The organism is Streptomyces sp. NH27, assembly GCF_056859195.1.
Window position 1 is genome coordinate 1 of the sequence record NZ_JACEGK010000045.1, and the last position, 22,719, is coordinate 22,719.

20 protein-coding genes are annotated in these 22,719 nt (G+C 73.3%); 2 read left to right on the top strand and 18 right to left on the bottom strand.

Annotated features, from left to right (window positions below; translation table 11 throughout):
* Positions 1-109: 109 nt before the first annotated feature.
* The gene (pyrR, locus tag AC13HU_RS06250) at positions 110-745 is read right to left on the bottom strand and encodes a bifunctional pyr operon transcriptional regulator/uracil phosphoribosyltransferase PyrR (protein WP_483040734.1); all 636 of its coding nucleotides are present in this window, start codon (positions 743-745) and stop codon (positions 110-112) included.
* Between the two features lie 187 nt (positions 746-932).
* On the opposite strand from pyrR, the gene bldD reads away from it, so the two are divergent.
* On the top strand, positions 933-1,433 hold the full coding sequence (gene bldD, locus AC13HU_RS06255; protein ID WP_202232487.1) for a transcriptional regulator BldD: 501 nt from the start codon (positions 933-935) through the stop codon (positions 1,431-1,433).
* A gap of 262 nt (positions 1,434-1,695) precedes the next feature.
* Here bldD and fusA read toward each other — a convergent pair whose 3' ends face one another.
* From fusA to AC13HU_RS06285, 6 genes are all read right to left on the bottom strand, one after another.
* A complete protein-coding gene (gene fusA, locus AC13HU_RS06260) occupies positions 1,696-3,822 on the bottom strand; it encodes an elongation factor G (RefSeq protein WP_483040735.1) in 2,127 nt (708 codons plus the stop codon).
* Between the two features lie 547 nt (positions 3,823-4,369).
* On the bottom strand, positions 4,370-5,818 hold the full coding sequence (locus AC13HU_RS06265; protein WP_483040736.1) for a pyridoxal phosphate-dependent decarboxylase family protein: 1,449 nt from the start codon (positions 5,816-5,818) through the stop codon (positions 4,370-4,372).
* Positions 5,819-5,988: 170 nt separating this feature from the next.
* Complete coding sequence (gene nusB, locus AC13HU_RS06270; protein WP_483040737.1) at positions 5,989-6,414, bottom strand: transcription antitermination factor NusB; 426 nt, start codon at positions 6,412-6,414, stop codon at positions 5,989-5,991.
* 2 nt (positions 6,415-6,416) lie between these two features.
* Positions 6,417-6,983, bottom strand: a complete 567-nt coding sequence (gene efp / locus AC13HU_RS06275; RefSeq protein ID WP_483040738.1) for an elongation factor P — start codon at positions 6,981-6,983, stop codon at positions 6,417-6,419.
* 67 nt (positions 6,984-7,050) lie between these two features.
* Entirely contained in the window at positions 7,051-8,154 is a 1,104-nt protein-coding gene (locus AC13HU_RS06280) for an aminopeptidase P family protein (protein ID WP_483040739.1), read from the bottom strand.
* A gap of 450 nt (positions 8,155-8,604) precedes the next feature.
* Complete coding sequence (locus AC13HU_RS06285) at positions 8,605-9,834, bottom strand: MFS transporter (protein WP_483040740.1); 1,230 nt, start codon at positions 9,832-9,834, stop codon at positions 8,605-8,607.
* 104 nt (positions 9,835-9,938) lie between these two features.
* On the opposite strand from AC13HU_RS06285, the gene AC13HU_RS06290 reads away from it, so the two are divergent.
* The gene (locus AC13HU_RS06290) at positions 9,939-10,943 is read left to right on the top strand and encodes a DUF5937 family protein (RefSeq protein WP_483040741.1); all 1,005 of its coding nucleotides are present in this window, start codon (positions 9,939-9,941) and stop codon (positions 10,941-10,943) included.
* 61 nt (positions 10,944-11,004) lie between these two features.
* Here the strand turns inward: AC13HU_RS06290 and AC13HU_RS06295 are convergent, their stop codons facing one another.
* The 11 genes from AC13HU_RS06295 to AC13HU_RS06345 form a co-directional block, all read right to left on the bottom strand.
* Positions 11,005-11,736 carry an AAA family ATPase gene (locus AC13HU_RS06295; protein WP_483040742.1) on the bottom strand — a complete coding sequence of 244 codons (732 nt, stop codon included), beginning with the start codon at positions 11,734-11,736 and terminating at the stop codon, positions 11,005-11,007.
* A gap of 350 nt (positions 11,737-12,086) precedes the next feature.
* Entirely contained in the window at positions 12,087-12,527 is a 441-nt protein-coding gene (aroQ, locus tag AC13HU_RS06300) for a type II 3-dehydroquinate dehydratase (RefSeq protein WP_483040743.1), read from the bottom strand.
* Positions 12,524-13,693, bottom strand: coding sequence for a 3-dehydroquinate synthase (gene aroB / locus AC13HU_RS06305; RefSeq protein ID WP_483040744.1), 1,170 nt, complete (start codon positions 13,691-13,693; stop codon positions 12,524-12,526). Before aroB ends, aroQ begins: the two co-directional genes overlap by 4 nt.
* Entirely contained in the window at positions 13,690-14,205 is a 516-nt protein-coding gene (locus tag AC13HU_RS06310) for a shikimate kinase (protein ID WP_483040745.1), read from the bottom strand. Before AC13HU_RS06310 ends, aroB begins: the two co-directional genes overlap by 4 nt.
* Positions 14,202-15,386, bottom strand: a complete 1,185-nt coding sequence (gene aroC / locus AC13HU_RS06315; protein WP_483040746.1) for a chorismate synthase — start codon at positions 15,384-15,386, stop codon at positions 14,202-14,204. Before aroC ends, AC13HU_RS06310 begins: the two co-directional genes overlap by 4 nt.
* Before the next feature lie 145 nt (positions 15,387-15,531).
* Positions 15,532-16,383 (bottom strand): shikimate dehydrogenase, encoded by an 852-nt coding sequence (locus tag AC13HU_RS06320; RefSeq protein WP_483040747.1) that lies wholly within the window; start codon positions 16,381-16,383, stop codon positions 15,532-15,534.
* A gap of 13 nt (positions 16,384-16,396) precedes the next feature.
* Entirely contained in the window at positions 16,397-18,292 is a 1,896-nt protein-coding gene (mltG, locus tag AC13HU_RS06325; RefSeq protein ID WP_483040748.1) for an endolytic transglycosylase MltG, read from the bottom strand.
* Between the two features lie 191 nt (positions 18,293-18,483).
* The gene (gene ruvX / locus AC13HU_RS06330; protein WP_483040751.1) at positions 18,484-18,948 is read right to left on the bottom strand and encodes a Holliday junction resolvase RuvX; all 465 of its coding nucleotides are present in this window, start codon (positions 18,946-18,948) and stop codon (positions 18,484-18,486) included.
* 220 nt (positions 18,949-19,168) lie between these two features.
* The gene (alaS, locus tag AC13HU_RS06335; RefSeq protein ID WP_483040749.1) at positions 19,169-21,838 is read right to left on the bottom strand and encodes an alanine--tRNA ligase; all 2,670 of its coding nucleotides are present in this window, start codon (positions 21,836-21,838) and stop codon (positions 19,169-19,171) included.
* Positions 21,838-22,206, bottom strand: coding sequence for a DUF6167 family protein (locus AC13HU_RS06340; RefSeq protein ID WP_483040750.1), 369 nt, complete (start codon positions 22,204-22,206; stop codon positions 21,838-21,840). Before AC13HU_RS06340 ends, alaS begins: the two co-directional genes overlap by 1 nt.
* Positions 22,207-22,210: 4 nt before the next feature.
* Positions 22,211-22,648: a DUF948 domain-containing protein gene (locus AC13HU_RS06345; RefSeq protein WP_483040752.1), complete on the bottom strand. Its 438-nt coding sequence runs from the start codon at positions 22,646-22,648 to the stop codon at positions 22,211-22,213.
* Positions 22,649-22,719 lie beyond the last annotated feature (71 nt).

A 22,719-nucleotide genomic window follows, 5' to 3' on the forward strand; every position in this document is an offset into this window, starting at 1 on the left:
AGCGCGTGGCGCGTCACAGGGCGCGCTGCGCTCGGGTCGGCGGGGCGGTTCGGGCCCGGCCGGGCGCGCGGGCGTCAGGGACCCCGTGCAGGGTCCTGGTGCGGGCGCGCTAACCGTCCGCGGAGTGGCCCGCGCGCGGGCCGGGGTCCTTCTGGCCGAGCAGCACGCTGTCGCGGCCGTCCTCCTCCGCGAGCAGCACCTTGACGGTCTCGCGCAACGAGGTGGGGAGGTTCTTGCCGACGTAGTCCGCGCGGATCGGCAGCTCGCGGTGGCCGCGGTCGACCAGGACCGCGAGCTGGACCGCGCGGGGGCGGCCGATGTCGCCTAGCGCGTCGAGGGCGGCGCGGATGGTGCGGCCGGAGAAGAGCACGTCGTCGACGAGGACGACGAGACGGCCGTCGACGCCGTCGCCGGGGATCTCGGTGTGGGCGAGCGCGCGTGGCGGGTGCAGCCGCAGGTCGTCGCGGTACATCGTGATGTCGAGCGAGCCGACGGCGGCGGCGCGGCCGGTGATCTCGGCGAGCTTGTCGGCGAGCCGGCGGGCGAGGAAGACGCCGCGGGTGGGGATGCCGAGGAGCACCACGTCGTCGGCGCCCTTGGCGCGTTCGACGATCTCGTGGGCGATGCGGGTCAGGACCCGGGCGATGTCGGGGCCTTCGAGCACGGGACGGGCGGTGCCGGTGCCTTCGGCCCGGGCGTTCGCGCCGAGCGTCGTGCTCGCGCTGGTGATGCGGTCGTCGACCATGGGTCGGGGACCTCCTTCCCCGCCTCACGGGACGGGTCTTAAAGGACGTCTGGGGGTACGTCTCCCACCGTATCAGGAGACCGGGACGGCCCAGGTCAGGCACCGGTCGGCGGCTTTCCGCTTGACGAGCCCGGATTACGCTGCGTAACCTCACAGTGAGTCACCGAGTTTCCGTCCGGGGAGCCATATGTCCAGCGATTACGCCAAGCAGCTCGGAGCAAAACTCCGGGCCATCCGCACGCAGCAGGGTCTGTCCCTGCACGGCGTCGAGGAGAAGTCCCAGGGCCGCTGGAAGGCAGTGGTCGTGGGGTCCTACGAGCGCGGCGACCGCGCCGTGACCGTCCAGCGCCTCGCCGAGCTCGCCGATTTCTACGGCGTGCCGGTGCAGGAGCTGCTGCCGGGCACCACGCCCGGCGGTGCCGCAGAGCCGCCGCCGAAGCTGGTGCTCGACCTGGAGCGACTGTCCCAGGTCCCGCCGGAGAAGGCCGGTCCGCTGCAGCGCTACGCGGCCACCATCCAGAGCCAGCGCGGCGACTACAACGGGAAGGTGCTGTCCATCCGCCAGGATGACCTGCGCACTCTCGCGGTCATCTACGACCAGTCCCCCTCGGTCCTGACCGAGCAGCTGATCTCGTGGGGCGTCCTCGACGCGGACGCCCGCCGCGCGGTGCAGCACGAAGAGGGCTGACCGCCCTCGCCGCATCGCCGTTTGCAGAAACGTCCCCTCGCCCGGGGCGGCGCCCTTCCACGGGCCGCCGCCCCGGGCGAGGGCGTTCCCGGGAACCCTCGGCCGGCCCCCGGCCGGGCGTGCGCGAGGCCGGCCAGGGAGGCAGCGGACCAGGACCGCGTACGACCGGGGCGAACCGCCGGCTGGCGCCGGCCCCGTGGGAACGGCGCCACCCGGCGGGTGCGGCCGCACCCGCACCGGCGCTCGCAAACCGGTGTCGCGCCTACCGCGCCTGCTCCGCGGCAGCCGTGGGCGCGGGCGCGTAGCCGACGGGGCGGGTGGTGAAGGTGCCGCGGCCCTGGGTGCGGCTGCGCAGGCGGGTGGCGTAGCCGAACAGCTCGACCAGGGGCACCGTGGCGGTGACCACGGTGGTGCCCGCGCGGGCGGTGGAGCCGGTGACACGGCCGCGCCGGGCCGCGAGGTCGCCGAGCACGCCGCCGACGGCGCCGTCCGGGACGGTGGCCGTGATCTCGACCACCGGCTCCAGCAGCACCATCGTGGACGCCCGCAGCGCCTCGCGGAGCGCGAACCGGCCCGCCGTGCGGAACGCCATCTCCGAGGAGTCCTTGGAGTGGGTCGCCCCGTCGGTGAGCGTGACCCGCACGCCCGTCACCGGGTGCCCGCCGATCGGGCCCTCGGCGAGCGCGTCGCGGCAGCCGTCCTCGACCGCGCGCACGTACTCCCGCGGCACCCGCCCGCCGACCACCGTCGAGCCGAACGCGAACACCTGCGCCGTACCGTCCGCACCTCCTTCCGTGGCTTCCGCGCCGGCCCGCAGCGGCTCGACGTCGATGACGACATGGGCGAACTGCCCGGCGCCGCCGTCCTGTTTGACGTGCCGGTACACCAGGCCCGTCACGCCGCGGGCCACCGTCTCGCGGTAGGCGACCTGCGGCCTGCCGACGGCGATCTCCAGCCCCTGGGCGCGGCGAACCTTCTCGACCGCCACCTCCAGGTGCAGCTCCCCCATTCCCGACAGCACGGTCTGCCCGGTCTCCGGGTCGGTCCGCACCGCCAGCGACGGGTCCTCCTCCACCAGCCGGGCCAGCGCGGTGACCAGCCGGTCGGTGTCGGTGTTGCGGCGCGCCTCGACGGCCACGGAGACCACCGGCTCCGCCGCGGAGGGCGGTTCGAGCACCAGCGGGTCCGAGGCCGCGCACAAGGTCGCCCCGGCGCGCGCGGCCTTCACCCCGACGACGGCCACGATGTCGCCGGCCACCGCCCGGTCCAGCTCGGTGTGCCGGTCGGCCCGCATCCGCAGGATGCGCCCGACCCGCTCGGTGCGCCCGGCGCCCGCGTCCAGCACCGTGTCCCCCTTCCGCAACGTGCCCGAGTACACCCGGACGAACGTCAGCCGCCCGGTGGCGGTCGAGTTCACCTTGAACACCAGCCCGGCGAACGGCGCTTCCGGGTCGGCCGCACGCTCCTGCGTACGGTCCTGGCCGGTCGTGAGCCCCCGCCCGGTGGCGGTGCCGCGCACCGGCGGCACGTCCAGCGGCGACGGCAGGTACGCCACGGCCGCGTCGAGCAGCGGCTCGACCCCGCGGTTGCGGTACGCCGAGCCGCACAGCACCACGACGGCCTCGCCGCTGCGGGTGAGGTCGCGCAGCGCCGCCGCGAGCGTCGCGTCGCGCACCGCGGAGTGCGCGCAGAACTCCTCCAGCGCGGCCGGGTGCAGTTCGGCGACCGTCTCTTCCAGCAGCCGGCGCCGCCGCCGGGCCTCGTCCAGCAGCGCGCCGGGCACCTCGCCGTCGACCATGTCGCCGCCGTCGGTCCAGGTCAGCGCGCGCATCGCGAGCAGGTCCACCACGCCGGTGAAGCCGTCCTCGCGCCCGATCGGGAGCTGGACCACCAGCGGCACCGTGTGCAGCCGCCGCCGGATCGACTCCACCGCGGAGTCGAGGTCGGCGCCGGCCCGGTCGAGCTTGTTGACGAACGCGATCCGGGGCACGCCGTGCCGGTCGGCCTGCCGCCACACCGACTCGCTCTGCGGCTCCACGCCGGCGACCGCGTCGAACACCGCGATCGCGCCGTCCAGCACCCGCAGCGAGCGCTCGACCTCGTCGGCGAAGTCCACGTGCCCGGGGGTGTCGATCAGGTTGATCCGGTGGCCGGCCCAGTCGCAACTGGCCGCGGCGGCGAAGATGGTGATGCCGCGGTCGCGCTCCTGCGGGTCGAAATCGGTGACGGTCGTGCCGTCGTGCACCTCGCCGCGCTTGTGGGTGGCGCCGGTGAGGTAGAGGAACCGCTCGGTGACGGTGGTCTTGCCCGCGTCGACGTGGGCGAGGATGCCCAAGTTGCGTACGGTGGCGAGCGGGTTGGCGGTGCGTGGGGCCGGGTTGCTGCGCATGGCCGTCGGGCCTTTCGGGACTGATCCTGGTCAGGTCAGCGCGATGTCGCGGCAGAAGCAGCCGACATGGCCGAGCCGCACCGCAACCGGCTTGTGAGCGGCGGGGGTTCAGGCTCAGGTGGTACGAACGTCAGGCTGTCGTCGCGGACTTCCGGTGCCGGGCGCGCAGCGGGCACCGGGCGGACATGGACACGAGGAGCACCTGGTGCCCGGTCGGGGGAACAGCGGCGACGGTGCGGTAGCGCATCGCGTGCTCCCCTCTCGTGTCGTCTTACGGTGACGTCAACAGCCCGGCCCAGCAAGGCTGTTGCCGTGCGACCTGCCCGACCCTAGCGAAGCTCTCCCCCGGCGGCACCCGGTTTTCCCGCAGTGCGGGACCTACGCGGTGCGGGTCCGGCGGGTGGACACCTGCTCGCCGGACCCGCGCCGCGGCCGGGCAGCGGCTGATCGCCTACAACGTCGCACCGGGCACCGAGTCGTACGCCGCGCTGGACCGGCTACGGCAGGCCGCGCACCGCGTTCGGCCCCCGCAGCCCGCCGAGCCCGTTCAGCCCGCGTAGAGACGGGAGACCACCTCCGGCAGGAGGCGTTCGGTCAGGGCCGGCGGGAGTGCCTGGAGCACCGCGAGGACCGGGGCCATCCGGGCGGGCCGCACACCGTCGGAGCCGACACCGGCGGCGGGCAGCGCGCGGCCGGCCTCCTCCGGGCTGAGTGTCTCCGGGTCGAGCGCGCCGGCCAGCTCGATCAGCGCCGGATCGACCTCGGGCGGCCCGAGTTCGCGGGCCCGCCCGACCGCCGCGCCGAGTTCGGCGAGCAGCTCGCCGATACGCTCCGGGTCGGCGACAGCGGCCGTCACGGTCAGGTGCAGGTTCGCCGGGGAGTTCGCGAACGCGGGCTGCGGCTGGAGGTACCAGCCGCGCAGCCGCATCTCGTCGCCGACCACGAACGGGTCCACCGCCGGGTCGGTGGAGGCGACCGCCACCAGCGACGCGGCCGGTTCGCCCAGCACCCGCAGGCCCTCGATCTGCCGCACCCCGTCGGCGAGTTGGCGGGTCGCGGCGTGCACCCGGCGGGCGAGGTCCACGTACCCGTCGGTGCCGACGTGCCGCAGCACCGCCCACGCGGCGGCGAGCGGCCCGGCGGACTTGGTGCCCTGGAGGGTCGCGTTGACCACCGGATAGCCGGGCCAGGACGCGTGCACGAACCACCCGTGCCGCCGCAGCTCCGCGTCGCGGAAGAGCAGCACCGACGCGCCCTTCGGGGTGTACGCGTACTTGTGCAGGTCGACGGAGAGCGAGGTCACGCCCGGCACCGCGAGGTCGAACGGCGGCGGCGCGGGCAGGTCCGCGGCCAGCCGCCGGTGGCCCAGGTACCAGCCGCCGATGCAGGCGTCCACATGGCACAGCACGCCCCGCGCGGCCGCCGCCGCGGCCACCTCCGGCACCGGATCGACCACTCCGTGCGGGTACGACGGCGCGGACACCACCACCAGCGCCGTCCGCTCGGTCAGCGCCGCCGCCACCTCCTCGGCCCGTACCCGGTACGAGCCGGGGTCCACCCCCACGGTCACCACGCTCAGGCCGAACAGGTGCGCCGCCTTGTGGAAGGCCGCGTGCGCGGTCGTCGGCAGCACGATCTCCGGAGCGGTCACCCCCCGGGTGCGGCGGGCGTGTTCGCGTGCCGTGAGCACCGCCAGCAGGCAGCTCTCGGTGCCGCCGCTGGTGAAGGTGCCCACCGTGCCGCGGTCCGGGCCGCCGCCCAGCAGCGCGGCGGCCCGCGCCACCACCTCGCTCTCCAGCGTCACCACGCTGGGGAAGACGGTCATGTCCAGGCCGTTCACACCCGCGTAGGCCGCGTGCGCGTGCTCGGCCAACTCCTCGACCCCGGCCAGCCCCGAGTCGTACACGTACGCCATCGTCCGGCCGCCGTGCACCGGCAGGTCCTCCGTGCGGAGCGCGGCCAACCGGGCGAGTATGTCGTTGTCCCCATCGTCCATGCGGTGACCCTACGGGGCCTTGGCCCTCCGGGGTGACGGCTTCCGTGGTTCCCCGCGCCCCTTGGAGAGTTGCCGCACTTACTCAGCAGGGGCGCGGGGAACTGCGCGACAAGCCCTCCACCGGCAGGTGGTCCCGCGGCCGACAGAACACACCACCCCGGCGGGCCCCGTTACCGCTCGAGCGTGGGCTTGAGCTCCATCAGGCGACCCAGCAGACCGTTGATGAACGAAGGCGACTCGTCGGTGGAGAACTCCTTGGCGAGTTGGACCGCCTCGTCGAGGACGACCGCGTCGGGCACGTCGTCCTCCCAGATCAACTCGTAGGCGCCGAGCCGCAGAACGTTGCGGTCCACGGTCGGCATCCGGTCGAGCGTCCAGCCGACGGCATACTGCGCGAGGAGCTCGTCGATCCGCTGGGCGTGCGCGGTGTAGCCCTCGACGAGCTGCATCGTGTACGTGGTGACCGGCGGCTGCCGTTCGTCGGTCCGGGCGAGCCGGATCCAGTCCGCCATCACGACCGTGGGGATCGCGCCCCGCTGCTCGGCCTCGAAGAGGATCTGGAAGGCGCGCTTGCGGGCCTTGTTGCGGGCAGCCACGGTTAGCTGTTCACCCGGCCGAGGTAGTCGCCGGTGCGGGTGTCGACCTTGACCTTCTCACCGGTGGTGATGAACAGCGGGACGCCGATCTCGTAGCCGGTCTCCAGGCGCGCGGGCTTCGATCCACCGGTGGAGCGGTCGCCCTGCACACCGGGCTCGGTGTACTCGATGACCAGCTCGACAGCGGCGGGCAGTTCGATGTAGAGGGGCGCGCCCTCGTACATCGCGACGACCGCGTCGAAGCCCTCCAGCAGGTAGTGCGCGGCGTCGCCGACCACCTCGGGGCTCACGGTGATCTGGTCGTACGTCTCCGAGTCCATGAAGACGAAGTCGCCGCCGTCCTTGTAGGAGAACTGCATGCCGCGCTTGTCGACGTTGGCGGTCTCGACCTTGAGCCCGGCGTTGAAGGTCTTGTCGACGACCTTCCCGGAGAGCACGTGCTTCAGCTTGGTGCGCACGAAGGCGGGGCCCTTGCCGGGCTTGACGTGCTGGAACTCGACTACGGTCCAGAGCTGGCCGCCGTCGAGCTTGAGCACGAGGCCGTTCTTGAGGTCGTTCGTGGTGGCCACGGTTGCGGAATCTCCTGAAAGTGCTGCTTCGGGACCGAGGACGTGCCCGGCCCGACCACGGGGGTGGTCACAGCGCGAGGAGTTCCTTGGTCGTGATGGTGAGTAGCTCGGGTCCGCCGTCCGCCACGGGGCGCACGACGAGTGTGTCGTCGATGCGGACACCGCCACGGCCCGGAAGGTGGACTCCCGGTTCGACGGTGACCGGCACGCAAGCGTCCAGTTTACCCACGGCCGCGGGTGACAACTGAGGGTCCTCGTCGATTTCGAGGCCGACACCGTGTCCGGTCCATGCCGCCAGGCCCTCGGCGTGGCCCGCGGCGCGCAGCGGCTCACGGGTGGCGCGGTCGACGTCACGGCAGGCCACGCCCGGTGCGAGGGCCTCCCGGCCGGCCCGCTGGGCGGCGAAGACCAGGTCGTACAGCTCGATCTGCCAGGACGCGGGGGCGCTGCCGATCACGAAAGTGCGGCCCACCTCGCAGCGGTAGCCGTGGTAGCAGGCGCCGAGCCGTACGGTGAGGAAGTCGCCCTCCTCCACCCGGCGGTCGGTCGGGACGTGGCGGGCCACCCCGGAGTGCGGGCCGGTGCCGATGCAGGTGGAGAAGGCCGGGCCGTCGGCGCCGTGGTCGACGAGGCGGCGCTCCAGCTCCAGCGCGAGGTGCCGTTCGGTGCGGCCGACCAGGATCGACTCCAGCAGTTCGCCCAGCGCCTGGTCGGAGATCTCCGCGGCGATGCGCAGGCTGGCGATCTCGTGCTCGTCCTTGATCAGCCGGAGTTGTTCGACGGCGCCCGCCAGATCGGTGAGGCGCACGCCCGGCGCCACTGAGCGCAGGGCGCGATGGCGGGTGACGGTGAGGTGGTGCTCCTCCACGGCGAGGCCGTCGGCCTGCTGCTGCCGGGCGAGGTCCGCGGCGGCGACCGCGGCGTCCGCGTCGGGCGAGGGCAGCACGACGTTCCGCAGGTCGTCGGTGGGCTGCGGGGCGTCGTCCGGGGGCGGGCGCAGGTGGACGAGCGTGTCGTCGGTCCCCGGGCCGACCAGCAGGGCGGCGCCCGGCGGGGCGCAGCCGGTCAGGTATCGCACGTTCGCGGGCTGTGTGACCAGCGCGGCGGCCGCGCCCGCCGCGGCGCAGCGCTCGCGCAGCCGTGCTCTGCGTACCGTATGCACCTCCGCCATGCGGCGAGCCTACGACGGGCCTGTCGGGTTGGCCTCTCCACGAGTCCCCCGGGGGTGACGGGACCCCTCGTCCAACCGCCTCCCCCGGTTCCCGGGACCGCCTCTCGGTGGACGGTGCTCCGGGCCCCCGCCGCGGCGGTACGGGCTTCCTCCCGGCTGCTCCTGCTCCTGGCCGGGGGCTACGGCTCCCCGCCGCGACGGTTTCGCCTTCGCGCCCGGCTGCCGCCCGGTGGTGGGTTGCTCGCGCAGTTCCCCGCGCCCCTGGATTTGCACGGCTCTTCTCCGTCAACCCACCGGGGTGCCCCCGTGCACTGACGGAGAACCCGCAGATGCCCAGTCCCAGGGGCGCGGGGAACTGCGCGAACAGGCACGACGCGGCCGCGGGTGAAGCGCAAACCGCAAGGGGCACCGTCCGGCGGGGCACCGCCCGGCGAGCGTCGGGCCGGGTACTCACGGGGACGGGCTGGGCCGGCGGGCAAGGGGCACCGTGAGGACCGTTGCGGCACCCGCAAGGGACATCGCGAGGGGTGGGCCGAAGGGGAGTGCGAGGGCGCCGAAGAGGGCGGGCGCGACCCCTTGGAGGGTCATCGTGCCGGAGCCGAGGAGCCCGAAGGCGTGCCCGTGGGAGTCGGCGGGGAGGGCGTCGAGGAAGGGCCGCTGGAGGCCGAGCGCGTTGGCGAAGCCGACACCGGCGAGGAAGAGCAGCAGGGCGCTGGTGGTGAGCCCGGGCCGGACGGCGAAGAGGAGGAGGGGCAGCCCCATCAGGGCCATCAGGGGGACGACGAGGCGTTCGCGGGTGGCCGGCCGCAGCAGCCGGCCGACGAGGACGTCCCCGGCGAGCATGCCGACCGGCAGGCACGCCATGAGCACGGCGTAACCGCCGGAGGCGAAGTGCCGGGAACCGGCGTACGCGACGATCTGCCCCTCCGCTCCGGCCACGCACGCACCGGGCAGCCACTGCGCGAGCAGCAGCCGGCGCGGTCGGCGGGCCCGTAGCAGCGCGGCGGTGGCGGCGAGGCTGGCCCGCACCGGGGATGCGGGAGACCCGGGGGACGCGGCCGGCCCCGGCGCGGGGAGCCGGGGAAGCGCGAGGCGTATCCGGCAGGCGGCCAGGGCGTACAGCGCGGCGCCCACCAGCAGCGCGTGCCGGGCGCCGAGCAGGGAGACCGCGGTACCGCTGAGGCCGAGCCCGGCGAGCTGCGCGGCGGAGGAGGCCATGTTGTTCAGGGAGCGGCCCAGCACGTAGGCGTCGCCGGTGAGCGCGCGGGCCACCAGCGCGTTGGCGGCGCCGCCGAACATCGGGGTGAGGAACGCGACCAGCGCGATCAGCACCAGGCTCGCGGCGATCGGCAGCGCGGCGAGGGCCAGCAGCAGCGCGGTGGCGCACTCCAGCAGGTAGCCGGCGGTGATCAGGCGGCGCGGCGGCAGCCGGTCGGCGAGCGAGCCGAGCAGCGTGACGCCGAACGCCTGCGGCAGGAACCCGGCGCCGAAAGCGATGCCGCTCAGCAGCGGGGACGCGGTGGTCGCGTAGACCAGTACGGAGAAGGTGGAGATCCGCAGCGAGTCGGCGGTGATCGCGAGCGTGCGGGTCGAGAAGATCACCCGGAATCGGGGTTCTGCGAGCACCTCGCGGTAGGTCGTACGAGCCGGGGTGCGGGGCGCGGTACTGGTGGGGGCCATGTCCGGCAGCTTCCCGGCGGCGGGCCGCGGGCCGCGAATGATTCGCCGGGGGACGTAACGACCTGGCGCACGACAGGCGGCGGGCAGGACGTAGGGTCGGCGGCATGCTCCGGCTGGAAGTCGCCACCGAGGACCTGCTGCGCAGCCGCTTCGCGCTGTCGCCGGCGTTCGAGCTGAACACGGTGCTGCGGGCGCTGAACCGGGGTGACGGGCGACTGCCGGCGACATGGGCGGCGCGGCTGCGGCCCGGCTTCGAACGGCTGCGCCGGGAGAGCGAGTTGGACGCGGTGCTGGCCCTGCAGACACCGAAGGCGGGTGCGGACTTCGTCGCGGTGCCGCCGCGCGGGCCCGCGCAGAACTGGGCGGACGACCTGGCGGCGATCCGCGCCACCGCCCCGGAGCAGGCGCGGGCGGAGATCGCGCGGCTGACCGCCCGGCAGCCGGTGCGCGACCAGCGGGTGCGGGCCGTGCTGGACGCGCCGGATGTGGTCGAGCGGATCGCGACGGCGCTGGACCGGGCCTGGCACGAGCTGGTGGCGCCGGACTGGCCGAGGCTGCGGGCGCTGTGCGAACGGGACGTGGTGCACCGGGTCGGGGTGATCGGCGAGCGCGGCTGGGCGGCGGCGATCGGCGAGCTGCATGACGGAGTGCGCTGGCACGACGGCGGGATCGAGTTGGCCCCGATCGACGGCGGCACGGTGCTGCTGCGGGGCGAGGGGCTGCTGCTGATCCCGTCCATCTTCACCTGGCCGGGTCTGGCCGCGTACTTCGAGGACCCGTGGCCCAAGGCGCTCGTCTACCCCGCGCGCGGCACCGCCGTGCTGCGCGAGACGTCCGCTCCCCCGGCCGCCGACGCCCTCGCCGCCCTCCTCGGCCGCTCCCGGGCCCGGCTGCTGACGGCGCTGGACGCTCCCGCGAGCACGACCCAGCTCGCCCGCCAACTCGCCTTCGCGCCCGGCGCGGTGGGCGACCATCTCGCGGTGCTGCGCAGGGCGGGGCTGGTCGCGCGGGCCCGTTCGGGACGATCCGTGCTGTACCGGCGCACCTCGCTGGGGGACGCGCTCGCCAACTCCGCGGCGCTGCCCGACGAGCGGGACCGTACGTCGTAGCAAATCCGTACGCCGGAGCGGAACGTGGGCGTGGGGCGGAACCGTGGTACGGGGTGACGCGCTACCAGATCGGCGGGCCCTGGAGACTGCGGGTCACCACGCGGTCGAGGGCGGCCGACGCGGCCTCCACGTCCAGGTGGGAGTTGTCGATGATGGGCAGGCCCGACCCGTACCAGCCGGCCATCCGGCCGTGGATACGGGCGACTTCCTCGTCGGACAGCCGGCGGTTGCCGGAGCGTTCGGCGTTGCGGGTCAGCACGATGTCCAGGCCGGGCAGCAGGACGACGGGCAGCAGGCCCGGGCCGACGTGCCGCTTCCAGCCGCCGAGGCCGACGGTCGGGCGGTCCGGGAAGACCGCGTCGTCGATGATGCAGGACACGCCGTTGGCAAGGAAGTTACGGGCGGCGAAGCCGCAGGTGCGGCGGGCCAGGCGGTACTGCGCCTCGGAGTTCTCGTTCCACCCGACCTGCGGGTCGGCGAAGCCCGAGCGGACCCATTCGCGTACGTCGTCCAGGCTGATGTGGGCGGTGGGCACGCCGCGGTGGTCCGCCCAGTGCCGCGCGATCGTGGTCTTGCCCGCGCCGGCCGCACCGATCAGCAGGACGGCTATCGGGCCGTGCGCGGCGCCCGGCACCGAGCCACCGCTGGGCGCGGTCGGCACCTGGACCGGGACGGGGGCGGGCATCGGGAAGTGCCCGCTGGTGCCGGCGGCTGCCGCCTGACCCGGGTTCGGCACGGGCGCCGGACCCTGGCCCGGGCCGGGCGGCTGAGGTGCCCCCACGGCATGCTGCATGTCGGCCCACTCCATCCCGTACCGGAGATCTGTGCGGTTCGCTCTGTGTGACCAGGGCGCGCCACGGCTTGAACGGTACCGTGCACTTCCATTCCCGCCCAACCGCCCCTGGGCGCTCGGGCATCCCGCCCCCGGTGGTGGGGTGCCCCACGCGGTCGGGCGATGCCCCTTCCCATGGCCTTGGGTGCCCCCGTGAGCGGGAGTGCCCAGAGCCCGCAGGTCCGGCCGCGGCGACCCTCTTTCAGCCACCCGGCGCTACGGTGCCGGTCCGCGCCCGGCTCCCCGCAGTGGCCGGTTGCCCGCGTGGTTCCCCGCGCCCCCGAGGGGTGAACGCCTCCCGCGAGGCGGGCCTACGTCGCGAGTTCCTCCGCCACCGCACGGAGCGCCAGGTGGTAGGAGCCGATGCCGAACCCGGCGATGGCCCCGGAGGCGACCGCCGTGAGCACGGACGTGTGGCGGAACTCCTCACGCGCGTGCGGATTGGAGATGTGCACCTCGACGAGGGGCGCGGTGCGCTGCGCGGCGGCGTCGCGCATCGCGTAGGAGTAGTGCGTGAACGCGCCGGGGTTGAGGACGACGGGCAGCCGCCCGTCGGCCGCTTCGTGCAGCCAACGGATCATCTCGGCCTCGTCGTTGGTCTCGCGGACCTCGACGTCGAGACCGAGTTCCGCCCCGAGCTTCGTGCAGGACTCGACAAGGCCGGCGTACGAGGTCGCACCGTAGACGTCGGGCTCGCGGGAGCCGAGGCGGCCGAGGTTGGGGCCGTTGAGCACAAGGACGCGACGGGTCATTCGGTCACCTCACCGTAGGCGGCGAGCAGGACCGCGGGGTCGGGGCCCTCCAGGACGGTGGGCTTGGCGAGACCGTCCAGGACGATGAAGCGCAGCAGGTCGCCGCGGGACTTCTTGTCGACCTTCATGGTTTCGAGCAGGCGGGGCCACTGGTCGCCGCGGTAGGTGAGCGGCAGTCCGACGGAGCCGAGTACGGCGCGGTGCCGGTCGGCGGTGGCGTCGTCCAACCGGCCGGCGAGGCGGCCGAGTTCGGCGGCGAAGACCATGCCGACGGAGACGGCGGCGCCGTGCCGCCAGTTGTAGCGCTCGTTCTTCTCGATGGCGTGCGCGAGGGTGTGACCGTAGTTGAGGATCTCCCGCAGGCCGGACTCCTTGAGGTCGGTGGAGACCACCTCGGCCTTGACGCGGATGGCGCGTTCGACGAGTTCCGCGGTGTGCGGGCCGGCAGGGTCGCTCGCGCCCTGCGGGTCGGACTCGATGATGTCGAGGATGGCCGGGTCGGAGATGAAACCGGCCTTGATCACCTCGGCGAGGCCGCTGACGTAGTCGTTCCGCGGCAGCGTGGCGAGGGCGGACAGGTCGCACAGCACGCCGGCCGGGGGGTGGAAGGCGCCGACGAGGTTCTTGCCCTCGGCGGTGTTGATGCCGGTCTTGCCGCCCACGGCCGCGTCGACCATACCGAGCACCGTGGTGGGCACCGCGATCCAGCGCACCCCGCGCAGCCAGGTCGCGGCGACGAACCCGGCCAGGTCGGTGGTGGCGCCACCGCCGACACCGACCACCACGTCGGTGCGGGTGAAGCCGGTCCGGCCGAGCGCCTTCCAGCAGTAGGCGGCGACCTCGGCGGTCTTCGCCTCCTCGGCGTTCGGGATCTGGATCGCGACGGCCTGGTACCCCTGCTCGGCCAGGTCCTCCCGGATCGCCTCGCCGGTGCCGGCCAGCGCCTCGGGGTGCAGCACCGCCACCCGCAGCGCCTTGGGGCCGATCAACCCGGCCAGCTCGCCGAGGAGTTGGTGGCCGACGAGGACCTCGTACGGTTCGGTGCCGGCGGTGCCTGCGACCTGGATACGGGTGGGCGGTGCGGCCCCGCTCCACGCCTCGTTGCCGTTGCCGTTGCCGTTGCCGTTGCCACCGTGCTGCCCGGCGGCCTCGTGTGCGTCGCTCATGCGTCCTTCAGTTCCAGTGCGTCGAGTACTGCCGCGGCCACCTCGTCCGTGCTGCGGTCGGCGGTGTCGACCACCGCGCGGGCCACCTCGGTGTACAACGGGCGGCGCTGCTCCATCAGTTCGCGCCAGCGCTGCCGCGGGTTGACCGCGAGCAGCGGGCGGGGGGCGTCGAGGCCGACCCGGCGCACCGCGTCGTGCAGGCTGACGTCGAGGAAGACGACGGGCAGCCCGGCGAGCAGTGTGCGGGTGCCGGCGTCCATGACGGCGCCGCCGCCGAGCGAGAGCACCCCGTCGTGGCCGTCGAGGGCCGCGGCGACGGCGGCCCGCTCCAGGTCGCGGAAATGCGGCTCGCCGTCGTCGATGAAGATCTCGGAGATCGGCTTGCCCGTGGTCCGCACGATGTCGTCGTCGGTGTCGCGGTAGGCGACGCCGAGCAGGTCGGCGACGGCCCGGCCGACCGTGGTCTTGCCCGCGCCGGGCGGGCCGACCAGCACGACGACGGGGGCGGTCACCGGATCGCCAGGTGGTCGAGGAAGTCCTGGACGTTGCGCCGGGTCTGCGCGACCGAGTCCCCGCCGAACTTCTCGGCGACGGCGTCGGCGAGCACCAGCGCGACCATCGCCTCGGCGACGATCCCGGCGGCCGGCACCGCGCACACGTCGGAGCGCTGGTGGTGCGCCTGGCTGGCCTCGCCGGTGGTGACGTCCACAGTGGCCAGGGCGCGCGGCACGGTCGCGATCGGCTTCATCGCGGCGCGCACCCGCAGCACCTCGCCGGTGCTCATGCCGCCCTCGGTGCCGCCGGAGCGGCCGGTGGCGCGGCGGATGCCGTCGGGGCCGGGCACGATCTCGTCGTGCGCCTCGGACCCGGGCACCCGGGCGAGGTCGAAGCCGTCGCCGACCTCGACGCCCTTGATGGCCTGGATGCCCATCAGGGCGCCGGCCAGGCGGGCGTCGAGCCGCCGGTCCCAGTGCACATGGGAGCCGAGACCGACCGGGGCGCCGTAGACCAGGACCTCGACGACACCGCCGAGGGTGTCGCCGTCCTTGTGGGCCTGGTCGATCTCGGCGACCATCGCCTTGCTCGCGTCGGCGTCCAGGCAGCGCACCGGGTCGGCGTCGAGCCGCTCCTGGTCGCCCGGCACCGGCACGACGCCGTACGGGGCCTTCGCCGCGGCCAGTTCGACCACGTGGGAGACGATCTCGATGCCCGCGGTCTCCTTGAGGTAGGACCGGGCGACGGCGCCGAGTGCGACCCGGGCCGCGGTCTCCCGCGCGCTCGCCCGCTCCAGCACCGGGCGGGCCTCTTCCAGGTCGTACTTCTGCATCCCGGCCAGGTCCGCGTGACCGGGGCGGGGACGGGTCAGCGGGGCGTTGCGGGCGAGTCCGGCCAGGATCTCCGGGTCGACCGGGTCGGCGGCCATCACCTGTTCCCACTTGGGCCACTCGGTGTTGCCGATCATGATCGCCACCGGGCTGCCCATGGTGCGGCCGTGCCGTACCCCGCCCAGGAGGGTGACCTGGTCCTGCTCGAACTTCATCCGGGCGCCGCGGCCGTAGCCGAGTCGGCGCCGGGCCAGCGCGTCCGCCACCATCGCGGTGGTGACGGGCACCCCGGCGGGCAGTCCTTCCAGCGTCGCGACGAGTGCGGGTCCGTGCGACTCCCCCGCGGTCAGCCAGCGCAATCTGCTCAACGGTGCTCCCCTGGAAAACGGCCATGCCACTGTGGGCCGATCCTCCCACGTTTCCCCGACCTGCCAGGACCCGTGTCCGGGGAACGGACGGGAGGCCGGACGCGAGAACGGACGGGAGGCCGGACCGGAGAGCGGAACGGCCGTCTCAGCGGGTGGCGAGTGCCGCCTCCCCCGCGACGCGCATCGCCTTCAGCGGGGCGGGCGCATGGCCGGTGTGCTGCTCGACCTGGAGGACGGCCTGGTGGACGAGGAGGTCGAGGCCACTGGCGACCTGGCCGCCGCGCGCGGTCCAGGCGGCCGCGAGCGGGGTCGGCCAGGGCTCGTAGAGCACGTCGAAGAGGGTGCCGGGGGCGGCCGGGACCGCTGCGGCGAGGTGGTCGGCGGCGCCCGCGGGAGTCGTGGCGATCACCAGCGGCGCGGCGAGCGCGTCGGCCGCGGCGGTCCAGTCGGCGGTGCGCACGGCCACGCCCAGCCGCTCGCCCCAGCGGGCCATCGCCTTGGCGCGGGCCGGGCCGCGCACATATGCGGTGACCTCGCCGGTGCAGATCCGGGCGAGCGCGGCCAGCGCGGAGGACGCGGTGGCGCCCGCGCCGAGTACGGCCGCCGACGGCACCGAGGTGACGCCGTGCTCGGCCAGGGCCGCGACCATACCCGGGATGTCGGTGTTGTCGCCGTACCGCCGCCCGTCGGCGCCGAGGACCACGGTGTTGACCGCCTCCACCGAGGCCGCGGTGTCGGTGATCTCGTCCAGCAGCGGGATGATCGCGCGCTTGAGCGGCATCGTCAGCGACAGCCCGGCCCACTGCGCCGGGTCGAGGTCCGCGACGAAGCCGGGCAACGCCAACTCGTCGACCTCGAAGCGGTCGTACTGCCGGCCGTCGAGGCCGAGTGCGGCGTACGCGGCGCGGTGCAGCACCGGCGAGAGCGAATGCGCGATCGGGGAGCCGAGCACGGCGGCGCGGTGCGCGTCGCCGTGCGGTCGTGCGGTGGTGTCCAAGGAGAGCGCCCTGCTACTGGGAGTTGTACTGGTGGTAGAGCCTGTCGAACTCGGCCTTCGTCTTGGTGAACTTCGTGGTCTTGCCGTCCAGCGAGATGAAATACCACCAGTTGCCGCTGTCCGGGGCCATCGCGGCCTTGAGCGCATCGATGCCGGGGTTGCCGATCGGCCCGGGCGGCAGGCCCTGGTGCTTGTAGGTGTTGTACGGGCTGACCAGCGAGTTGATCTCGTTGGTGGAGATGTCCGTCTTGCTGGAGTTCTTGACGTAGTTGTACGTCGAGTCGAACTGGAGCAGCCCGATGGTCTCGGAGTTGTTGGGTTCCATCCGGTTGTAGACGACCTTGGCCATCTTCTTGAAGTCGTCGTCGGTCTTGCCCTCGGCCTGCACGAGGCTGGCGACCGTGACGAGTTCGAGCGGGGTCTTCAACCCCTGCTTCCTCGCCTCCGCGGCCATGTCGAACTGGGCGTACTGCTTGTTCGCCTCGCCGATCATCTGCTTGAGCAGCGCCTCGGGCTTCTCGCCCTTGGAGACGCTGTAGCGGGAGGGGAAGAGGAAACCCTCCAGCGGGTCCAGGATGTTCGGGCCGCTGTCCGCCCAGGACGGCAGCCCGAGCTTCTTCGCCTGGTCGTGGGCGATCTTCTGGGTGGTGCCGGCCTTCAGGCCCAGCCGGGAGTCGATGGCCGCGTAGATCTGCTTGTCGCGCATGCCCTCGGGGATGATCAGCGCGTTCTGCGACTTGGGGTCGAGCATCATCGTGACCGCCGCGGCGCCGGACATCTGCTTGTGCAGGTCGTAGACGCCGGCCTGGATGTAGTTGCCCTTGGGGTTCTTGCCCGTGGCGGCGGTGAAGGCGCCGACGCTCTTCACGACGCCGGCCTTCTTCAGGATGTTGCCCATGGTGGTCGCGGTCGAGCCCGCGGGGATGTCCACCTGGACGTCGCCGCTGCCCTCGCCCGAGTAGTCCGGCGGCGGGCCGAAGCGGCTCTCGTACATGTTGTAGCCGACGTAGCCGATCCCGCCGACGCCGCCGACGAGGACGGCGAGCACGACCACGCAGGCGCAGCCGCTGCGGCGCTTCTTGCCGGACTGGGACTGGGACTTGCCGGACCTGCGGCCGCCGGTCCTGGTCGGCTCGGGCGCGTGGTCGTCGTCATCGTCGTCGTCGCGGCCGGCGAAGAAGGCGTGGTCGCTCGGGTCGCCCTCGTTGCCGGCGTCCCACTCGCCGGTGTTGGCCGGGGCGGGACTCAGCGGGCCGGCGCCGGGTTCTTGCGGGTGGCCCTGCGTGCCGGCACCGGGACGGGCTCCGGACTGGCCCGGTTGCCCGGGCTGCCCCATGCCCGGCTGGCCGGGGCCGGGTTGGCCGGGGCCGCCCATTCCGGGCTGCTGCTGCGGCTGCTGGGCCTGTTGCTGCTGTCCCTGGTACTGGGGCTGCTGGGGCTGCTGCTGCGAGTAACCCTGCTGCTGCGGCTGCTGGAGTTGCTGCTCGCCGTAGTAGCCGGGCTGCTGCCCGTACGGGTCCTGCGGCTGCTGCCCGCCGTACGGGTCCTGGGTGTACCCGTTGACCTGGCCGTTCTGGTACGAACCGGTGTCGTAGCCGTCATAGCCGTCGTACCCGGTCTGCTGCGGGTAACCCTGCTGGGGGTGGCCCTGCTGAGGGTATTGCGCCTGCTGCGGGTACTGCTGCTGGCCGTACTGCTCCTGCGGGTAGCCATGTTGGGGCTGCTGCGGGTACTGCTGGTGCTGCTGCTGACCTGTGGCGTACGGGTCCTGCCAGTCACCCTGCTGCTCCTGCGGCTGCTGGGCCTGGTGGGGATGCTGCTGCGGGTACCCCTGGTCGTACGCATCACCGAAGAGCGGGTCCTCGGGGTGCCACGGTTCGGAGCCGGCACCCCGGCCATAGTCAGTCATCGGCATCCATCAGTCGGTCTTCCTGCTCGCACCCTCCGCGGAAGACCCCGTTCCTCGGTCTTCCGCTCCGGCTGCTCGGGCGTCGGCCCTCGGTCCCGTCGGTATGCGGTCGGCATCGAGTCCGCCGACCTTGCGAAACGGGCGGCGCCCGAAGGCACCGCCGTGTCGCGCGGAACGTTACCGTATCGCGATCAGATGACTACTTCGACGTTCTCGCCCGGCGGGACGCCCGACACCCGTTCGGTCTCCAACGCGCTCTGCAGAATAACGACTGCGGCCGCCTGGTCGACTACGGAGCGTCCTTTTTTGGCCTTGACTCCGGACGCGCGCAGCCCTTGGGTGGCGGTGACGGTACTCATCCGCTCATCCACGAGCCGCACCGGCACCGGGGCGATGATTTTCGCCACAGCGAGCGCGAAGCCGCGCACCTTGGCGGCGGCCGGGCCCTCGGTGCCGTTCAGCGACCGGGGCAGGCCGACGACGACCTCGATCGGTTCGTACTCGGTGACGAGGGCGGCCAACCGGCGCTGTGCGGCGGGCACATCGCGGCCCGGCACGGTCTCCACCGGGGTGGCGAGGATGCCGTCCGGGTCGCACGAGGCCACCCCGATCCGGGCATCCCCGACATCAACGGCCAGCCGCCGGCCGCGCCTGATCCCGCCAGGACCGCCGGCGCCGCCCGGGCCGCCGATACCGCCGGGGCCGCCCGAGGCCGCGGCAGGACCGCCGACCGTCCCGCCCACGGCTCCGTGTTCGTCGTCGCCCGAGCCCGCGCGGGACGGCCCGGGTGCGCCCGCACCACCGCGGCTCGCGGCGGAGCGCCGGGCCCGCGGGCGCTCACGGCCGCGCTCCGCGCCCCGCCGCCGCTCGGTCATGTCACGCCTTCTCGCCGACGAGCCGCCGCACGGCCTCGATCGCGTCGGGCACGGCCGCGGGGTTCTGGCCGCCGCCCTGGGCGACGTCGTCCTTGCCGCCGCCACCGCCGCCGAGCGTCTTCGCCGCGGTGCGGACGAGTTCGCCGGCCTTGAGGCCGCGGTCGCGCCCCGCCTCGTTGGTCGCGATGACGGTCAGCGGGCGGCCGTTGGCCACGGTGAACAGCGCGACGACGGCGGGCCGGCCGCCGCCGATCCGCTGCCGCACATCGAGCACGAGCTTGCGCAGGTCGTCCGCACCGGTGCCCTCGGGCACCGCGCCGGTGACCAGGGCGACGCCCTTGACGTCCTCCGCGGCCTCGGCGAGCCCGGCCGCGGCCTGGAGCACCTTCTCGGCGCGGAACCGCTCGATCTCCTTCTCGGCGTCCTTGAGCTTGGCGAGCATCCCGGAGATCCGGTCCGGCAGCTCCTCCGGGCGGCCCTTCACCAGTTCGGTGAGCTGGGCGACCACGGTGTGCTCGCGGGCCAGGAAGTTGTACGCGTCGACGCCGACCAGCGCCTCCACCCGGCGCACGCCGGACCCGATCGAGGACTCGCCGAGCAGCTTCACCAGGCCGAGTTGGGCGGTGTTCTGCACGTGGGTGCCGCCGCACAGCTCCTTGGAGAAGTCGCCGATGGTGACCACCCGGACGTGCTCGCCGTACTTCTCGCCGAACTCCGCGATGGCGCCCTGCCGCTTGGCCTCCGCGATCGGCATCACCTCGGCGGTGACGTCGAGTTCGTGGGCCAGCACCTCGTTGATCTTCTGCTCGACGTCGGTCAGCACGGTGCCGGGCACCGCGGCCGGGGAGCCGAAGTCGAAGCGGAACCGGCCGGGCGAGTTCTCCGAGCCGGCCTGCGCGGCCGTGGGGCCCAGCGCGTCGCGCAGCGCCTGGTGGGTGAGGTGGGTGGCGCTGTGCGCGCGGGCGATGGCGCGGCGCCGGGTCAGGTCGATCTGGGCGTGCGCGGCCGCGCCGAGGGTGACCTCGCCGACCTGGACGACGCCCTTGTGCACGCTGACGCCGGGCACCGGGCGCTGTACGTCGCGGATCTCCACGACGGCGCCGCTGTCCAGCCGGATCCGGCCGGTGTCGGCGAGCTGGCCGCCGCCTTCCGCGTAGAAGGGGGTGCGGTCCAGGACGATCTCGACCTCGTCGCCCTCGATGGCGGCCGGCGAGGGCACGCCGTCGACGAGCAGCCCGACGACGGTGGCCTCGCCGTGGTCGTGGTGGTACCCGGTGAACTCGGTGGCGCCGGAACGGTCGGCGACCTCGCGGTAGGCCGACAGGTCGGCGTGGCCGGTCTTCTTCTTCTGCGCGTCCGCTTTCGCGCGGTCGCGCTGTTCCTTCATCAGCCGCCGGAAGCCGTCCTCGTCGACGCTCAGGCCCTGCTCGGAAGCCATCTCCAGGGTGAGGTCGATCGGGAAGCCCCAGGTGTCGTGGAGCAGGAACGCCTGCTCACCGGGGAGCACCCGGCCACCCTTGGCCTTGGTCTCGGTGACCGCGGAGTCGAGGATGTTGGTGCCGGCCGAGAGGGTCTTGAGGAACCGGGACTCCTCGGCGAGCGCGACGGACTCGATCCGCTTGCGGTCGGTGATCAGCTCCGGATACTGCTCGCCCATGGTGCCGATGACGACGTCCACGAGCTCGGCGACGACCGGGCGGTCGGCGCCCAGCATCCGCATGTTGCGGATCGCGCGGCGCATGATCCGGCGCAGGACGTAGCCGCGGCCCTCGTTGCCGGGCGTGACGCCGTCGCCGATGAGCATGACGGCGGTGCGCATGTGGTCGGCGACGACCCGCAGCGAGACGTCGGCGTCCTTGGTGCGGCCGTAGTGCACGCCGGTGAGGGCGGTGGCCGTGTCGATGACGACGCGCAGGGTGTCGGTCTCGTACATGTTCTGCACGCCTTGCAGGATCATCGCGAGGCGTTCGAGGCCGAGGCCGGTGTCGATGTTCTGGGCCGGCAGGTCGCCGAGGATCTCGAAGCCGTCCTTGCCCTGGCCGGGACCGCGTTCGTACTGCATGAAGACCAGGTTCCAGATCTCCACGTACCGCTCGTCGTTGACCGCGGGGCCGCCCTCCTCGCCGAACTCGGGGCCGCGGTCGTAGTTGATCTCGGAGCACGGGCCGCAGGGGCCGGGCACGCCCATGGACCAGAAGTTGGGGCCCATGCCGAGGCGCTGGATGCGCTCGGTGGGGACGCCGACGACGTCGCGCCAGATCCGCTCGGCCTCGTCGTCCTTCTCGTAGACGGTGATCCACAGCTTCTCCGGCTCCAGGCCGTAGCCGCCGTCGGCCTGAGAGCTGGTCAGCAGCTCCCAGGCGTACTTGATGGCGCCTTCCTTGAAGTAGTCGCCGAAGGAGAAGTTGCCGCACATCTGGAAGAACGTGCCGTGCCGGGTGGTCTTGCCGACCTCTTCGATGTCCGGGGTGCGCACGCACTTCTGGACGCTGGTGGCGCGGTCGAAGGGCGGCTTGACCTCGCCGAGGAAGTACGGCTTGAACGGGACCATGCCGGCCGGGACGAGCAGCAGTGTCGGGTCGTCCGCGATGAGGGAGGCCGACGGCACCACGGTGTGCCCGCGCTCCTCGAAGAAGCGCAGCCAGCGGCGGCGGATTTCTGCCGACTCCATCAGTGTTCGTCCTTCCGGTTCTTGTGCTTGCGATCCCCGCGCCTGGCCCGGGTGGGCAGCGCGGGGGCGCCGCTGCCCGCGGTGGTCCCGGGCAGGGTGGCCCGGGGGGAGGGCAGAGGCTGGGGTGCCTCGGGTGCGACCTGGGTACGCAGGCCCAGGGCGTCGTGCAGTTCGGTCTCCCGCTGGGCCATGCCGACCCGTACGTCCTGGGCGAACAGCCGCAGCCGCGCGCCGGTTTCCAGCGCGCGGTCGGCGGCGGTCACGGCGAGGCTGTCGGGGTTGAGCCGGCGCACCGCGCGGCCCACCTTGACGGTGGCCCACGCTCCGGTGGCGGCGCCGGACAGGAACCAGAACAGACGGCGGAACATGGCCTCAGTCCTTATTACGGCGGTCGCGGCGGTCCCGGCGCGCGGCGGGCAGCACCCTGCCGGTGAGGGTACGGGCCCGGGCCTTGCCGGCGTCGCCGGACTGCATGCCGACCGCGCGCCGCACTCCGTACCCGAACGCGGCGACCTTCACCAGCGGGCCGCCGAACGTCGAGGCGACGGTGGACGACAGCGCCGACGCGTTCGCGGTCACCTCGGCGACGTCGGAGGTGATGGTGTCGACCCGGTCGAGTTGCTCGGTCGCGCTGCGCAGCGCGTCCGACGCCTCGCCGAGCAGCGGCACGGCCTGCTCGGTGATGCCCGCCACCAACTCCGTGGTGCGCCGCAGCGTCTGCGCGAGCCGGGCCAGCGCGACGGCCAGGAACGACACGAGGATCGCCCAGAACACGGCGACGATGAGGCCCGCCACCTCTCCACCGGACACGCTGCCGCACTCCTCCTGCTCACTGAGACCGACCGGCAAATGGTGGGCGGCGTCGCGAGCTGATGACTCTC

Excerpts from the sequence above, each read along its gene's own strand:
- pyrR (WP_483040734.1), bottom strand. The coding sequence starts at position 745 with ATGGTCGACGACCGCATCACCAGCGCGAGCACGACGCTCGGCGCGAAC.
- bldD (WP_202232487.1), top strand. The coding sequence starts at position 933 with ATGTCCAGCGATTACGCCAAGCAGCTCGGAGCAAAACTCCGGGCCATC.
- fusA (WP_483040735.1), bottom strand. The coding sequence starts at position 3,822 with ATGCGCAGCAACCCGGCCCCACGCACCGCCAACCCGCTCGCCACCGTA.
- AC13HU_RS06265 (WP_483040736.1), bottom strand. The coding sequence starts at position 5,818 with ATGGACGATGGGGACAACGACATACTCGCCCGGTTGGCCGCGCTCCGC.
- AC13HU_RS06280 (WP_483040739.1), bottom strand. The coding sequence starts at position 8,154 with ATGGCGGAGGTGCATACGGTACGCAGAGCACGGCTGCGCGAGCGCTGC.
- AC13HU_RS06285 (WP_483040740.1), bottom strand. The coding sequence starts at position 9,834 with ATGGCCCCCACCAGTACCGCGCCCCGCACCCCGGCTCGTACGACCTAC.
- AC13HU_RS06290 (WP_483040741.1), top strand. The coding sequence starts at position 9,939 with ATGCTCCGGCTGGAAGTCGCCACCGAGGACCTGCTGCGCAGCCGCTTC.
- AC13HU_RS06295 (WP_483040742.1), bottom strand. The coding sequence starts at position 11,736 with ATGCAGCATGCCGTGGGGGCACCTCAGCCGCCCGGCCCGGGCCAGGGT.
- aroQ (WP_483040743.1), bottom strand. The coding sequence starts at position 12,527 with ATGACCCGTCGCGTCCTTGTGCTCAACGGCCCCAACCTCGGCCGCCTC.
- aroB (WP_483040744.1), bottom strand. The coding sequence starts at position 13,693 with ATGAGCGACGCACACGAGGCCGCCGGGCAGCACGGTGGCAACGGCAAC.
- mltG (WP_483040748.1), bottom strand. The coding sequence starts at position 18,292 with ATGACTGACTATGGCCGGGGTGCCGGCTCCGAACCGTGGCACCCCGAG.
- alaS (WP_483040749.1), bottom strand. The coding sequence starts at position 21,838 with ATGGAGTCGGCAGAAATCCGCCGCCGCTGGCTGCGCTTCTTCGAGGAG.
- AC13HU_RS06340 (WP_483040750.1), bottom strand. The coding sequence starts at position 22,206 with ATGTTCCGCCGTCTGTTCTGGTTCCTGTCCGGCGCCGCCACCGGAGCG.